We start from the raw sequence: 13,144 nt of genomic DNA, 5'->3' as shown, positions 1-13,144 counted from the left end.
GAGTTCCACCATGCACCACACCACTGACACCCGGCCCGCCGCGCTCCTCGCGATGGGACCGGGGATCGCAGAACGGCTGCTCACGCCCGCTCACCGGGACCGGCTGACCGGCCTCGTCCGCACCGATCCGGATCTCGTCGCCCACGAGTTGGCCGACCCGTCGCCGCAGGTCGCCGCCGCGCTGGCCGAGGCCGAGGTCCTGCTCACCTGCTGGGGCGCGCCCGTGCTCACCGAGGCCGTCCTCGCGGCCGCGCCCCGGCTGCGGGCGGTCGTCCACGCCGCGGGCAGCGTCAAGCACCACGTCACGGACGCGTGCTGGGAGCGGGGCATCCAGGTCACCTCCGTGGCCGGTGCGAACGCCCGGCCGGTGGCCGAGTACACGCTGGCCGCGATCCTCTTCGCGGGCAAGAACGTGCTGGGCAGCGCCCGCCGCTACCGGGAGCTGCGCGCCGCGCACGACTGGCGCGAGGAGCTCGACGGCTGGGGCAACCACGGCCGCACGGTGGGCATCGTCGGCGCGTCCCGGACCGGGCGCCGCGTCATCGAGCTGCTGCGGCCGTTCGACTTCGAGGTCCTGCTGTACGACCCGTACCTGGAACCCGCCGCGGCCACCCGGCTCGGTGCGGAGCCGGTCCCCCTCGACGAGCTCTGCGCCCGCAGCGGGATCGTCTCCGTCCACGCGCCGGAGCTCCCCGCCACCCGCCGGCTGATCGGAGCCGCGCAACTGGCGGCCATGCCGGACGGCTCGACGCTCATCAACACCGCACGCGGTTCGCTGATCGACGAGCCGGCCCTGGTCACGGAGCTGGTACGGGGCCGGCTGCACGCCGTCCTGGACGTGACGGACCCAGACCTGCCGCCGGAGTCCTCACCGCTCTACGACCTGCCGAACGTGCTGCTGACCCCGCACATCGCGGGTTCGCTCGGCAACGAGCTGCACCGGATGGCGGACCAGGCGCTGGACGAGCTGCAACGCTTCGCCTCCGGCCGCCCGTTCGCGGACCCGGTCCACGGAGACGCGCTCCCGCGCTCGGCGTAGCCGGCCGCCTCCGGGCTCTCCGCCTCATCCGGACTCGCCATCCGCCTCAAGCCCCCTCAGCGCGTTGAGGCCCGCCGGCCACTTCAAGCCCCTCCGGCGATTGAGGAGCGGGGGTCCGGGGGCAGCGCCCCCCGGCTCCGCCCCGGACCCCGCGCCTCAAACGCCGGCGAGGCTGGATTTGCCCGGATGAGTCTCGGCCACACCGGACGAGGCCGGATTTGCCCGGCCGAAGCCGGATGCGCCGGGTGGGCCCGGACCCGCGAAAGGCCCGGCACCCCCGTAGGGTGCCGGGCCTCAGCGCTTGCGCGGAGAGCTACGTGCTAGTGGGAGTGGCCGTGACCGGCCTCGGCCTCTTCCTCGGCCGGCTTCTCGACGACCAGGGTCTCGGTCGTGAGCAGCAGCGACGCGATGGACGCGGCGTTCTCCAGGGCGGAGCGGGTGACCTTGACCGGGTCGATGACGCCGGCCTTGACCAGGTCGCCGTACTCGCCGGTCGCGGCGTTGAAGCCCTGACCCTTGTCGAGCTCGGAGACCTTCGAGGTGATGACGTAGCCCTCAAGACCGGCGTTCTCCGCGATCCAGCGGAGCGGCTCGACGGCGGCGCGGCGCACGACCGCGACACCGGTGGCCTCGTCGCCGGTCTTGCCGAGGTTGCCCTCGAGGACCTTGACGGCGTGGACCAGAGCGGAGCCACCACCGGAGACGATGCCCTCCTCGACCGCGGCGCGGGTCGCGGAGATGGCGTCCTCCAGACGGTGCTTCTTCTCCTTGAGCTCCACCTCGGTGGCCGCACCGACGCGGATCACGCAGACCCCGCCGGCCAGCTTCGCCAGGCGCTCCTGGAGCTTCTCGCGGTCCCAGTCGGAGTCCGTGGACTCGATCTCGGCCTTGATCTGGTTGACGCGGCCGGTGACCTCGTCGGACTTGCCGCCACCGTCGACGATGGTGGTGTCGTCCTTGGAGACGGTCACGCGGCGGGCGGTGCCCAGCACGTCCAGACCGGCCTGGTCGAGCTTGAGGCCGACCTCCTCGGCGATGACGGTCGCACCGGTGAGGGTGGCGATGTCGCCGAGCATGGCCTTGCGGCGGTCACCGAAGCCGGGGGCCTTCACCGCGACGGCGTTGAAGGTGCCACGGATCTTGTTGACGACCAGGGTCGACAGGGCCTCGCCCTCGACGTCCTCGGCGATGATCAGCAGCGGCTTGGAGGCACCGGCCTGGATGACCTTCTCCAGGAGCGGCAGCAGCTCCTGGATCGAGCCGATCTTGCCCTGGTGGATCAGGATGTACGGGTCGTCGAGGACGGCCTCCATACGCTCCTGGTCGGTCACCATGTACGGGGACAGGTAGCCCTTGTCGAAGGCCATGCCCTCGGTGAACTCAAGGTCCAGACCGAAGGTGTTGGACTCCTCGACGGTGATGACACCGTCCTTGCCGACCTTGTCCATCGCGTCCGCGATGAGGTCGCCGACCTGGCTGTCCTGCGCGGAGAGCGCGGCCACGGCGGCGATGTCGGACTTGTCGTCGATCGGGCGGGCCGTCGCGAGGAGCTCCTCGGACACGGCCTTGACCGCGGCGTCGATGCCCTTCTTCAGGGCGGCCGGGGACGCGCCCGCGGCCACGTTGCGCAGGCCCTCGCGGACGAGCGCCTGGGCGAGCACGGTGGCGGTGGTCGTACCGTCACCCGCTACGTCGTTGGTCTTGGTCGCCACCTCCTTCACCAGCTGGGCACCGAGGTTCTCGTACGGGTCGTCGAGCTCGACCTCGCGCGCGATGGTGACACCGTCGTTGGTGATGGTGGGCGCACCGAACTTCTTGTCGATGACGACGTTGCGGCCCTTGGGGCCGATCGTCACCTTCACCGTGTCGGCAAGCTTGTTGACGCCGCGCTCAAGGGCGCGACGGGCGTCCTCGTCGAACTTCAGGATCTTCGCCATGGAGCTGAACTGTCCTCTCAAAAACAAGAACTGCGCCCCTCGCCGCCCGGCTAGTTATGTCGCAGGGGGCCAGGGGCGCAGAACAGAAGCAAACGTTGGGTGAATTACTTCTCGATGATCGCGAGCACGTCGCGAGCCGAGAGGACGAGGTACTCCTCGCCGTTGTACTTCACCTCGGTGCCGCCGTACTTGCTGTACAGCACGACATCGCCGGTCTTGACGTCGAGCGGAAGCCGCTCGCCGTTCTCGAAGCGGCCCGGGCCCACGGCCAGGACGACGCCCTCCTGGGGCTTCTCCTTGGCGGTGTCGGGAATGACCAGGCCGGAGGCCGTGGTCTGCTCGGCGTCGAGCGGCTGGACCACAATGCGGTCCTCGAGCGGCTTGATCGCAACCTTGGTGCTGGTCGACACGATCCGGTCTCCCCCTTCGGAGATCTCACGGGGTTAACAGTCTTTGGGTGGCGACCAGGTGGGCCCGTCGTCGCGGGTGCCGGACCTGCCGGTCGCACAGTACTGCTGGCACTCTCCAGTGGGGAGTGCCAGCACTGAGACTATGACCGCGGTTAGCACTCGGTCAAGCGGAGTGCCAATTCACGCCCCTCGTGGCGTCCGTTCCGGACACCCCCGCCCCCCGGACCGGCAGGAACCGTGCCCTCTCCCGGGACAACGTCCCGTCCACCCGCACCGTTCCGGACCTCACCGGCGGGCGTCCGGGCGTGCCCCGGCCGGGGCGAGCCGCCGCAGGAGACGACGACCAGCGCCCCCGGCGCCCCGTGGTCACCCCGCACGGCCGTGGCGCGCGGGCCCGCCGACCGCGCCGCCGCCCGGCTCGGCGGCGGGTTCACCCGCTGCGCGGCCTTGCGGCCGAGCCGTTCGATCGGGTCCACCGACTGCGCGCAGCCGGTGGCGGTCAGGAGCGCACCGGCGGCCAGCAGTCCGGCCAGCAGCCGGTGCGCCCCTCTCATACGTAGTCCTCCAGCCGGGCCACGGCGTATCCCTTGTCCGTGATGACCTTCATGGCGGCCCGGACCAGGTCGGGCATGGAGCCCTTCCAGTCCTTCTTGCCGCGGAAGTGCGTGAGGATGATGTCTCCGGGGTGCAGGTCCTGGTCCTCCTCCCGCCACTCCATGTGGTCGGGGAACGCCTCCGCCGCCCACAGGGGCACGGCGGTGATGCCGCAGGACTTGGCGATCCGCAGGGTGTCGCCGTTGTAGTTGCCGTACGGCGGCCGGAAGAGCCGGGGGCGCTCGCCGTACTGCTTCTGGAGGATGTCCTGCTGGTCGCAGATCTCCTGCTTCTGCTCGTCGTGGGAGAGACCGGGCAGGTAGCGGTGGTTGAGCGTGTGGTTGTTGATGGAGACGCCGCGGGACTGGGCGTCCTTGAAGTACCCGTAGTCGTCGCGCACCAGGTAGTCGCTGAGGAAGGCGCTGTACGGGATGTTCAGGTCCGACATCATCCGCAGCAGCTCGGGGTCCTTGTCGTCCCCGTCGTCCATCGTCAGGAAGACGATCTTCTTGTCGGTCGGGACCGTGGTGAAGACCGGCGGCAGCGAGTCGTCACCGCCCTCGACCTCGAAGCCCTTGCGGGTGGTGATGTGCGGCTTCACGGCGGGCGGGACCGGCGCGGCCAGCGGGGTGCTCGCCAGCCCCCACTTCTTGGCGGCGACCGCGCGGGCGGCCTGGGCCAGGCGCGCCTTCTCGGCCTGGGCGGCGCGGGTGCCCGCCGCTCCCGCGTTCCCGGCCTGGCTGCCCGGCTGCCCGGCGAGGGCCTTGGCGCCCTGTCCGGCCCCCACGTCGGTACGGCTGTCGGTCCCGGCCGCGCAGCCGGAGCCGACCGCGGCGACCAGGAGCGCGGCCAGGACCGCGTATCCGGGCCGGCGCCGCAGGTATCCCCTCCCGCGCCCCGTGCCGCCCTGCCCCTGTTCCGCCTGTCCGGGTCTGCGCCTCTTCATGGTGAATTCTTCCTTTTGTCGTACAAGCTGCATGGCGCCGCATACTGCCAGTACGTCATCGGGCTCCCGGGCCGACACCGCCGCCGGGCCCGCACGGTCGCCCGGCTGGCTCACAATGGGGCAGGTGAACGCTCTCGCCCCGCCCGACGGGCCCGACCCGTCCGACGCCCCCAACCCGTCCGACGCCCCCGACCCCCTCGCCGGGTTCCGGGCCCTGCGCACCCCCGAGGGTGCCGAGCTGCTGGCCGGGCTGCGCTCGTACGACCCCGCCACCGAACTCGCCACCGCCACCCGGCTGCGCCGCACCCACCCGGCCGGCCTGGTCTCCGCGGCGCTGGGGCAGGCGCGGCTGCGGCAGCGGGCGGTGGCGAAGTTCGGCGCCGAGGACGCGCACCGGATGTTCTTCACGCCGAACGGGGTGGAGCAGGCGACCCGCACCTCGGTGGCGGCCCACCGCGCCGGACGGTTCGCGGGCGCTGGGGTCCGCAGCGTCGCCGACCTCTGCTGCGGGATCGGCGGCGACGCCATCGCGCTGGCCCGCGCCGGGATCTCCGTCCTCGCCGTGGACCGCGACCCGCTGACCGCGGAGGTGGCCGGGGCCAACGCCGCCGCGCTCGGCCTGGACGCGCTGATCGAGGTGCGGTGCGCCGACGTCACGGAGATCGACACCTCGCCGTACGACGCGGTGTTCGTCGACCCGGCCCGCCGGGGCGGCCGGGGCCGGATCTTCGACCCGGAGGCCTACTCCCCGCCGCTGTCCTGGGCGACCGCCGCCGCGCTCAAGGCCCCGAGGGCGGCGCTGAAGATCGCGCCCGGCGTCCCGCACGAGGCGATCGGCCCGCAGGCGGAGGCCGAGTGGATCTCGGACGGCGGCGACGTGAAGGAGGCGGTGCTCTGGTTCGGCGAGGGCTTCGAGGCGGGCGCCTACCGCGCCACCCTGCTCCCGTCGGGGGCCACCCTGTCGGCCCAGGCCGCGCTGCCCGCCCCGCCGGTCGGGCCGGTCGGCCGGTATCTGTACGAGCCGGACGGCGCGGTGATCCGGGCCCATCTGGTCGCGGACATCGTGGACCGGTGCGGCGGCCGGCTGATCGACGAGAGGATCGCGTACGTCACGAGCGACGAGCTGTACGACTCCCCGTACACCGCCGGGTACGAGATCACCGATCAGCTGCCGTTCAACATGAAGCGGCTGAAGGCGCTGCTGCGGGAGCGGAAGGTCGGCGTCCTGACGGTCAAGAAGCGCGGCTCGCCGGTCGAACCGGAGGAACTGCGCCGGAAGATGAAGCTCCAGGGCCCCAACCGGGCCACCGTCTTCCTGACCCGGGTCGCGGACGCCCCGACGATGCTGATCGGCCACCCCGTGACCGGCCCGGAGGCCGACCACCGGTAGCGAAGGCGGCACTTCGCAGACGCTTCAGCCGAGGTCGGTCAGCTCGTCGGCGTACACCTGCGAGAGCGGCTGCGGGCCCACGTACTGCTGGCAGTTGCACCCGCCCGACTCGAAGCGGACCGGCTTCTTCTGCTCGTCCCAGGCGGTCGGCACCTCGACCAGCTCATGGCACTTGCCCTGCTTGTCGTGCTTGGCGAGGTGGTGCGTGCAGCCGCAGACCGGCTCCGGCGGCTTGTTCGCCGCCTCGACGGCCAGCCGTTCCCGCTTGCCCGCCTCCAGCAGTTCCAGCCTGCGCTCGTGCCGGTTGCGCAGCGCCGTACGGCCGTTGTCGACCAGCCAGCCGAATCCGCCCGTCCAGAAGATGATCAGCAACCACCAGTACCACTCCATGACACGCCCTCCCCCAGAATTCTTCGTGTACGCGCCAAGGATAGGACCGGAGTCAGCGGTGCGCCCCGCCTCCGGAGGAGATCAGCGCGCCGGGCGCGGGCGCCCCGATCAGCACCCGGATCACCCAACGCCGGTGCAGGAGAGCCTTGGTGACGCCGATCAGACCGACGAGCCAGCCGATCAGGCCGAGCCCCATGCCGAGGGCGACCAGTCCGTAGCTGTCGTCCCCACGGGTGGCACCGGCCGGAACGGCGACGCAGGTGAACAGCCCGCCCGCGCACAGCAGGAAGGAGAGCAGCAGCCAGACCAGGCTCGTACCCGGCATCCGGAGCGCGCGGTCACCCACCGGATCGCGCTCCAACTCGCCCCACCCGACGAGCAGTCGGCGTACCTGGACGTCGCGGCGCAGGCCGACGACGACCAGGATGACGGCCGGCACCAGGGCGCCCGCGCCCAGGGCGAGGAGGACCACCCCGTAGATGGCGCCGAAGATGTCGTAGGACTCCTCGAAGGAGATGAACGCCGTACCGATCAGCGACCAGCCGAGCGCGCCGAGCCCACCCCAGAGCCACAGCAGCCCGAGCCGCCCCGGCCCCAGGTGCATCTTCACCAACTCGCCCAGGATCAGGGCCCGGTCGGCGAGCAGGGCGCCCCGGTCGGGCCAGGTGCGTATCTCCACGGGCGGCGGGGGCGGCGGCAGCGCTGAACGGCGGGACATGGCCGAGACCCTACCGAGCGCGCGCTGCCCGGACAGCCTTCGGGACCGGGTTCAGGCGTTGCGCAGGGCCTCGATGTCGAGCCGCTTCATGCCGAGCATCGCCTTCATGGCGCGGGCCGCCTTCTCCGGGTCCGGGTCGGTCAGGGCGTCACCGAGGCCGGGCGGGACGATCTGCCAGGAGACGCCGAACCTGTCCTTGAGCCAGCCGCACTGGCTCTCCTGTCCGCCGTCCGCGGTGAGCTCGTCCCACAGCCGGTCCGCCTCCTCCTGGGAGGCGCATTCGACGGAGAGGGACACGGCCTCGCTGAAGGGGAACTCGGGGCCGCCGTTGAACGCGATGTACTCCGTGCCCTCCAGCTGGAAACGCACGGTCATCACGGCGCCCGCCTCGCCGGGTGACGACGGGGTCCAGCGGGTCACGTCCAGGACGCGGGAGTCACCGCCGACGACCGAAATGTAGTGGTCCGCGGCCTCCTCGGCCCGGTTGTGGTCGAACCACAGGAACGTGGTGACTTTCTGCATGGTCTTCTCCTCGCACGGTGGTGCGGACGGTCGTGCAGGGTAGACCGGTCCCGGACCCGGAACTCATCGGCCGGCCCGGTCCAGCGGCATCGCCCGTTCCCGTCCTTCGCGGGTCGGCTCCGCCGCCCGTACGGACTCGACGCGCGCCTCGTCCGTACGCCCCATCCTGACCAGCAGATCCCGCCGGACGCCCGGCGGCAAGTCGTACGCCTTGAGGGCGGGGGCGCGACCGAGGGCTCTCGCGGCCGGGCCCCCGCCCCTCACCCCCGCGTCGAACGGGACACGGCCGGATCACCATCTCCGGCGGAATGGGTTCGGAGGCCTTCCGGACCGGCCACCGGTACGCCCGCCGGTCCGGTTACCGGAGCGGTCGCCGTCCCGGTTCCGGACGCGGGCGCCGCCCCGGCCCGCCGGTCGCGCGGGAGCAGGAGCAGCGCCGCCAGCGTCCCCGCCGCGAGCAGCCCGGCGGCGGCCCAGAAGGCCGTCGCGTATCCGGAGACCAGGTCGGCCGGCCGGCTGGAGTCCCCGCTGACCTGCGCGGCGACCGTCACCAGGACCGCGAGCCCCAGCGAGCCGCCCACCTGCCGGGCGCTGTTCAGCAGCCCGGAGGCCATCCCGGTCTCCCCGGCCTCGACATCGGTCGTGGCGGCGGTGCCGAGCGGCACGAAGCACATGCCGATACCGACGGCGGAGACCACGGACGGGCCGAGGACGAAGGTGAGGAAGGTGGCGTCCGTCCGGGCGGTGACCGCGAACCCGGCGATGCCGAGGGCGGCCAGCGAGCCGCCCAGGGCCAGCAGCCACCGGGTACCGAGCGCCGCGACCGTACGGGTGGCGATGACCGAGCCCGCGACGACGCCCGCACTGAACGGCAGGAAGGCGATTCCGGCCGCGGTCGGTCCGTAGCCGAGCACCTGCTGCAGGCAGAGCGAGACGAAGTAGAACGCGGCGAACTGGCCGGAGCTGAGCAGCAGGCAGAACAGGTTCGCCGTCAGGACCGGCCGCCCCTTCAGCAGGCCGGGCCGCAGCAGCGGGTGCGCGGTGCGCTGTTCGACGACGACGAAGGCGACGAGCAGCAGGGCCGCGCCGCCGAGGGTGCAGAGGGTCCTGGCGGACCCCCACGGGTGGGTCGAGGTCCCCACGAGCCCGAGGACGAGCAGGGTCGTACCGCAGGTGGCGAGCAGCGCCCCGGCCACGTCGAGCCGGGCGCCGGGCCCCGCGGGTCCCGCGGTCGGTCCGGTGCGCAGGGAGGCGAACAGGGCGAAGGCCACGATGGGCACGTTGACGAGCATCACCGCGCGCCAGCCCGCCGCGTCCGTGAGCACCCCGCCGGCCAGCACCCCGACCGCGCCGCCCGCCGCCCCCGCCATGCCCCAGAGCCCGAGGGCGCGGGAGCGCGCCGGTCCGGCCGGGAAGGCGATGGCGATCAGCGCGAAGGCCACCGGGGCGAGCGCGGCGGCGCCGACCCCCTGCACCGCCCGCGCGGCCAGCAGCAGGCCCGGCGACCCGGCGAACCCGCCGGCCAGGCTCGCCGCCCCGAAGAGCACCAGTCCGCCGATCAGCACGGGCCGGCTGCCGAGCAGGTCGGCGAGCCGCCCGCCGAGCATCAGCAGCCCGCCGAAGGCGAGCGCGTAGGCGTTCACGACCCACAGGAGCCCCTGCGGTGTGAAGCCGAGATCGGCGCGCATGTCCGGCAGCGCGACGTTCACCACGGACATGTCCAGCGCCACCATGAACTGCACGGTGAGAGCTACCGGCAGGAGCCAACGCATCCGCCGTGATCGGTCGTTCACGGTCTTCCCCTTCCCTCGCGGTCACTCGGTCGAGAGATTACTATACGCGTATAGAAATTAAGCGCGGATGATGCGGCGGAGGGGACGGGAGACAATGACCGGGTGTCAGGGACAGAGAAGAAACCGCCGGGGACCAAGCGGTCCGTAGGGCGTCCGCGCAGGCTCGATCCGGACGCCATGGTCGCCACGGCGCGCCGCATCATCGAGGAAGAGGGCCTGGACGCCCTCAGCATGCGGCGGGTGGCGAAGGAGCTCGGCTCCACCCCGATGGCGCTCTACCACTACGTCCAGGACAAGGACGAGCTGCTGATGCTCACCCTCTCCGGGACGGCGGCCGCCTTCCCGCGCCCGGAGCTGCCCGCGGACCCGCGCGAACGGCTGACCGCCGTCGCCGCGCACATGCACGAGATCCTGGCGCAGATCCCCTGGGTGCTCGACATCCTGGCGCTGGGCGAGCTGACCGACCGCAACGCGCTCTGGATGGTCGAGGAGATCATCGGCTGCGCGCTCGACTGCGGCCTCTCCCCCGGCCGGGCGGTACGCGCCTACCGGACGATCTGGAGCTACGTCTACGGCGACCTGGTCTTCCGCCGGGCCGCCGCCAGACGGGCCGAACACCCGTCGCCCAAGCGGTACTTCCCCGACATGGTCACAGAGGCGGACGCGGCGGAGCTGCCCCGGCTCACCGCGATCAAGGACGACTGGCGGGCGTACGCCGCCGACTACGACGTGGTGGACGAACTCGACGCGATCATCACCGGTCTGCTGGCCCGAGGGACTCGAAGCGCCAGCGGTGCACCGGCCGGGTGACGGCCGCCGCGTCCGGCTCGGGCAGCTCCGGCAGCTCGTCGCCGTACGCGCCCTCCCACCAGGTGATGACCAGCACCCGGTCCTGCGGGGCGCGCAGCAGCTCGCTGCGCAGCGGCGGCCGCGCCAGCTCGCCCGCGCGGGCGCGCGCCCACTCCAGCAGCTCCGCGCCCCGGCCCTCTGTGGCACGGGCCTCCCACATCAGGGCGACCGTCGTACCGCTCATGAGTAGAGGTTGTCCTTGCTGATCTCGTGCACGTGATCATGATCGTGCGAGTGCGAGTGCGAGTGGCCGTGGCCGTGGCCGTGGGCGCCGGGTACGTGGGGCTCGGTCACCGGCAGCGAGGAGTCGGCCGACAGCTCCAGGTCGGAGGGGGCCCGGTTGCGGGCCACCATCTCCGCGCCCAGGGCGGCGACCATCGCGCCGTTGTCGGTGCACAGACCGGGCCTCGGCACCCGCAGCCGGATACCGGCGCGCTCGCAGCGCTCCTGGGCGAGTGCCCGCAGCCGCGAGTTGGCCGCGACCCCGCCGCCGATCATCAGGTGGTCGACGCCCTCGTCCTTGCAGGCGCGGACGGCCTTGCGGGTGAGCACGTCCACCACGGCCTCCTGGAACGACGCCGCCACGTCCCGTACCGGCACCTCCTCGCCGACCGCGCGCTTCGCCTCGATCCAGCGGGCGACGGAGGTCTTCAGGCCGGAGAAGGAGAAGTCGTACGCGGGGTCGCGCGAGCCGGTCAGACCGCGCGGGAACGCGATGGCCTTCGGGTCGCCCTCCTTCGCGAGCCGGTCGATGACCGGGCCGCCGGGGAAGCCGAGGTGCAGCACCCGGGCGATCTTGTCGAAGGCCTCGCCCGCCGCGTCGTCGATGGTCGCGCCGAGCGGCCGGACGTCGTTGGTGATGTCGGGCGCCAGCAGCAGCGAGGAGTGCCCGCCGCTGACCAGCAGCGCCATCGTCGGCTCGGGCAGCGGTCCGTGCTCCAGCTGGTCGACGCAGATGTGCGAGGCCAGGTGGTTCACCCCGTACAGCGGCTTGTTCAGCGCGTACGCGTACGCCTTCGCCGCCGAGACGCCGACGAGCAGCGCACCGGCCAGCCCGGGACCTGCGGTGACGGAGATGCCGTCGAGGTCGCGGCCGCTGACCCCGGCCTCCTTCAGCGCGCGCTCGATGGTCGGGACCATCGCCTCCAGGTGTGCGCGGGAGGCGATCTCCGGGACGACGCCGCCGAAGCGGGCGTGCGTGTCGACACTGGAGGCGACGGCGTCGGCGAGCAGCGTCGTCCCCCGGACGATGCCCACGCCAGTCTCGTCGCAGGAGGTCTCGATACCGAGTACGAGCGGTTCGTCAGCCATCAGTCAGTCTCTGTTTCTTGTACGTGGAGGCGCATGACGAGCGCGTCGATGTTGCCGGGCTGGTAGTAGCCGCGCCGGAAGCCGATCGGTTCGAAGCCGAAGCGTTCGTACAGCTTCTGCGCCCGGGTGTTGTCGACCCGGACCTCAAGCAGCACCTCGGCGCACTCGAAGGCCGTGGCGTGCTTCAGCAGATCGGTCAGCAGCTCGGAGCCGAGGCCGCCGCCCCAGTGGTCGCGGGAGACGGCGATCGTCTGTACGTCGGCGAGGTCACCGGCCGCCGCCAGTCCCGCGTAGCCGACGATCCGGCCGGTCGCCGGGTCCTCCGCGACCACGTAGCGGCGGGTCGCCCGCGGGCCCCGGGCGTGGGCCAGCTCGGACCAGAACATGCCGGGCGACCAGGCGTCGTCCGGGAACAGCTCGTGCTCCAGGTCGAGCACCGGCTCGATGTCCCACCAGCGCATCTCGCGCAGGGCGGCGGTCGCGGTGCTCACTTCGGCGTGACCACCTTGTAGTTCTTCGGGACCTGCGCGTCCGGCCTGCGGAGGTAGAGCGGCGTCGGCGGCAGCATCTCGGCCCCGGAGGCGAGGCGCTCGGCGGCGAGGGCGGCCAGCGCACCGGCCGCGACGTGCTCGGGGCCGCGCGCGTCCGGGAACGCCTCGGGGTAGAGCACCGCGCCCGCCCCGACGACGGGGAGACCGGCGAGCTGCTCCGCGATCTCCGCGGGCCGGTCGACGGCGGGGTCGCCGGTCCGGGTGCGGGGGTCCTCGTACCGCGCCCAGTAGACCTCCTTGCGGCGGGCGTCCGTCGCGACGGCGAACGGTCCCTCGACGCCGTCCTGTCCGGCGGCGTACGCGAGGCCGTCCAGGGTGCACAGCCCGTGCACGGGCACGGACAGCACGGACCCGAACGTCGCGGCCGTCACCAGGCCGACCCGCAGACCGGTGTACGGGCCGGGGCCGACGCCCACGACCACGTCCGTCACGGCGTCGAGCTTCACCCCGGCGGCGGCGAGGACCCGGTCGACGGCGGGCAGCAGCAGCTCCCCGTGCCGCCGGGCGTCGACCTGACCGGACTCGGCGACGACACGGGTCCCGTCGTACAGGGCGACGGTGACGGCAGGGGTGGCGGTATCCATAGCGAGCAAGAGCACGCAAACAGCCTACGGCTCCCGCGCGGGGGCGGCCGCGCCCCGTACGGCGTCCCGGCACCCGGGGTCACGGCTGCTACCGTCACCGGGTGTACGCG

Annotated in this window: 15 protein-coding genes; 3 read left to right on the top strand and 12 right to left on the bottom strand. The window is 72.4% G+C overall.

Translation table 11 applies throughout. The annotated features are described in order from the left end of the window. Positions 1 to 10 precede the first annotated feature (10 nt). A complete protein-coding gene (locus OG892_RS24735) occupies positions 11 to 1,039 on the top strand; it encodes a hydroxyacid dehydrogenase (RefSeq protein WP_371630308.1) in 1,029 nt (342 codons plus the stop codon). 320 nt (positions 1,040 to 1,359) lie between these two features. On the opposite strand, the gene groL is transcribed toward OG892_RS24735, so the two are convergent. The 4 genes from groL to OG892_RS24715 all read right to left on the bottom strand — a co-directional run bounded on the left by groL (position 1,360) and on the right by OG892_RS24715 (position 4,959). Next, complete coding sequence (groL, locus tag OG892_RS24730) at positions 1,360 to 2,976, bottom strand: chaperonin GroEL (RefSeq protein WP_371630307.1); 1,617 nt, start codon at positions 2,974 to 2,976, stop codon at positions 1,360 to 1,362. Positions 2,977 to 3,080: 104 nt separating this feature from the next. Continuing rightward, a complete protein-coding gene (gene groES, locus OG892_RS24725) occupies positions 3,081 to 3,389 on the bottom strand; it encodes a co-chaperone GroES (protein WP_024490209.1) in 309 nt (102 codons plus the stop codon). A 149-nt stretch (positions 3,390 to 3,538) separates the two neighbouring features. Further along, positions 3,539 to 3,940, bottom strand: coding sequence for a hypothetical protein (locus tag OG892_RS24720; protein ID WP_073732631.1), 402 nt, complete (start codon positions 3,938 to 3,940; stop codon positions 3,539 to 3,541). Next, the gene (locus tag OG892_RS24715; RefSeq protein ID WP_371630306.1) at positions 3,937 to 4,959 is read right to left on the bottom strand and encodes a polysaccharide deacetylase family protein; all 1,023 of its coding nucleotides are present in this window, start codon (positions 4,957 to 4,959) and stop codon (positions 3,937 to 3,939) included. The genes OG892_RS24720 and OG892_RS24715 overlap by 4 nt, the downstream gene beginning before the upstream one ends. 82 nt (positions 4,960 to 5,041) lie before the next feature. Between OG892_RS24715 and OG892_RS24710 the strand changes: the two genes are divergently transcribed. Continuing rightward, positions 5,042 to 6,316: a methyltransferase domain-containing protein gene (locus OG892_RS24710; RefSeq protein WP_371630305.1), complete on the top strand. Its 1,275-nt coding sequence runs from the start codon at positions 5,042 to 5,044 to the stop codon at positions 6,314 to 6,316. 24 nt (positions 6,317 to 6,340) lie between these two features. Here OG892_RS24710 and OG892_RS24705 read toward each other — a convergent pair whose 3' ends face one another. From OG892_RS24705 to OG892_RS24690, 4 genes are all read right to left on the bottom strand, one after another. Then, positions 6,341 to 6,706, bottom strand: coding sequence for a hypothetical protein (locus OG892_RS24705; protein ID WP_073732634.1), 366 nt, complete (start codon positions 6,704 to 6,706; stop codon positions 6,341 to 6,343). Positions 6,707 to 6,758: 52 nt separating this feature from the next. After that, positions 6,759 to 7,424, bottom strand: coding sequence for a hypothetical protein (locus OG892_RS24700; RefSeq protein ID WP_371630304.1), 666 nt, complete (start codon positions 7,422 to 7,424; stop codon positions 6,759 to 6,761). 51 nt (positions 7,425 to 7,475) lie between these two features. Beyond that, positions 7,476 to 7,946, bottom strand: coding sequence for a VOC family protein (locus OG892_RS24695; RefSeq protein WP_073732636.1), 471 nt, complete (start codon positions 7,944 to 7,946; stop codon positions 7,476 to 7,478). A gap of 260 nt (positions 7,947 to 8,206) precedes the next feature. Beyond that, the gene (locus OG892_RS24690) at positions 8,207 to 9,718 is read right to left on the bottom strand and encodes an MFS transporter (protein WP_371631681.1); all 1,512 of its coding nucleotides are present in this window, start codon (positions 9,716 to 9,718) and stop codon (positions 8,207 to 8,209) included. Between the two features lie 123 nt (positions 9,719 to 9,841). Between OG892_RS24690 and OG892_RS24685 the strand changes: the two genes are divergently transcribed. Next, on the top strand, positions 9,842 to 10,549 hold the full coding sequence (locus tag OG892_RS24685) for a TetR/AcrR family transcriptional regulator (RefSeq protein ID WP_371630303.1): 708 nt from the start codon (positions 9,842 to 9,844) through the stop codon (positions 10,547 to 10,549). Here the strand turns inward: OG892_RS24685 and OG892_RS24680 are convergent. From OG892_RS24680 to tsaB, 4 genes are read right to left on the bottom strand one after another with little or no spacing between them, the layout of a single operon-like run. After that, positions 10,494 to 10,772 carry a hypothetical protein gene (locus OG892_RS24680; RefSeq protein ID WP_073732638.1) on the bottom strand — a complete coding sequence of 93 codons (279 nt, stop codon included), beginning with the start codon at positions 10,770 to 10,772 and terminating at the stop codon, positions 10,494 to 10,496. The genes OG892_RS24685 and OG892_RS24680 overlap by 56 nt on opposite strands. After that, positions 10,769 to 11,899, bottom strand: coding sequence for a tRNA (adenosine(37)-N6)-threonylcarbamoyltransferase complex transferase subunit TsaD (gene tsaD / locus OG892_RS24675; protein ID WP_371630302.1), 1,131 nt, complete (start codon positions 11,897 to 11,899; stop codon positions 10,769 to 10,771). Before tsaD ends, OG892_RS24680 begins: the two co-directional genes overlap by 4 nt. After that, a complete protein-coding gene (rimI, locus tag OG892_RS24670) occupies positions 11,899 to 12,390 on the bottom strand; it encodes a ribosomal protein S18-alanine N-acetyltransferase (RefSeq protein ID WP_073732640.1) in 492 nt (163 codons plus the stop codon). The genes tsaD and rimI overlap by 1 nt, the downstream gene beginning before the upstream one ends. Next, positions 12,387 to 13,034 carry a tRNA (adenosine(37)-N6)-threonylcarbamoyltransferase complex dimerization subunit type 1 TsaB gene (gene tsaB, locus OG892_RS24665; RefSeq protein ID WP_371631680.1) on the bottom strand — a complete coding sequence of 216 codons (648 nt, stop codon included), beginning with the start codon at positions 13,032 to 13,034 and terminating at the stop codon, positions 12,387 to 12,389. The genes rimI and tsaB overlap by 4 nt, the downstream gene beginning before the upstream one ends. Positions 13,035 to 13,144: the final 110 nt, after the last annotated feature.

The organism is Streptomyces sp. NBC_00341 (assembly GCF_041435055.1).
Lineage (GTDB): Bacteria > Actinomycetota > Actinomycetes > Streptomycetales > Streptomycetaceae > Streptomyces.
This window is presented reverse-complemented; position numbering and strand designations above follow the sequence as displayed.

What these genes read in the sequence shown, in the direction of transcription:
- OG892_RS24715 (WP_371630306.1), bottom strand. Translation starts at nt 4,959, where the DNA reads ATGCAGCTTGTACGACAAAAGGAAGAATTCACCATGAAGAGGCGCAGA.
- OG892_RS24735 (WP_371630308.1), top strand. Translation starts at nt 11, where the DNA reads ATGCACCACACCACTGACACCCGGCCCGCCGCGCTCCTCGCGATGGGA.
- OG892_RS24690 (WP_371631681.1), bottom strand. Translation starts at nt 9,718, where the DNA reads ATGCGTTGGCTCCTGCCGGTAGCTCTCACCGTGCAGTTCATGGTGGCG.
- OG892_RS24695 (WP_073732636.1), bottom strand. Translation starts at nt 7,946, where the DNA reads ATGCAGAAAGTCACCACGTTCCTGTGGTTCGACCACAACCGGGCCGAG.
- tsaB (WP_371631680.1), bottom strand. Translation starts at nt 13,034, where the DNA reads ATGGATACCGCCACCCCTGCCGTCACCGTCGCCCTGTACGACGGGACC.
- tsaD (WP_371630302.1), bottom strand. Translation starts at nt 11,899, where the DNA reads ATGGCTGACGAACCGCTCGTACTCGGTATCGAGACCTCCTGCGACGAG.
- groL (WP_371630307.1), bottom strand. Translation starts at nt 2,976, where the DNA reads ATGGCGAAGATCCTGAAGTTCGACGAGGACGCCCGTCGCGCCCTTGAG.
- OG892_RS24700 (WP_371630304.1), bottom strand. Translation starts at nt 7,424, where the DNA reads ATGTCCCGCCGTTCAGCGCTGCCGCCGCCCCCGCCGCCCGTGGAGATA.
- OG892_RS24720 (WP_073732631.1), bottom strand. Translation starts at nt 3,940, where the DNA reads ATGAGAGGGGCGCACCGGCTGCTGGCCGGACTGCTGGCCGCCGGTGCG.
- OG892_RS24680 (WP_073732638.1), bottom strand. Translation starts at nt 10,772, where the DNA reads ATGAGCGGTACGACGGTCGCCCTGATGTGGGAGGCCCGTGCCACAGAG.
- OG892_RS24705 (WP_073732634.1), bottom strand. Translation starts at nt 6,706, where the DNA reads ATGGAGTGGTACTGGTGGTTGCTGATCATCTTCTGGACGGGCGGATTC.
- OG892_RS24710 (WP_371630305.1), top strand. Translation starts at nt 5,042, where the DNA reads ATGGGGCAGGTGAACGCTCTCGCCCCGCCCGACGGGCCCGACCCGTCC.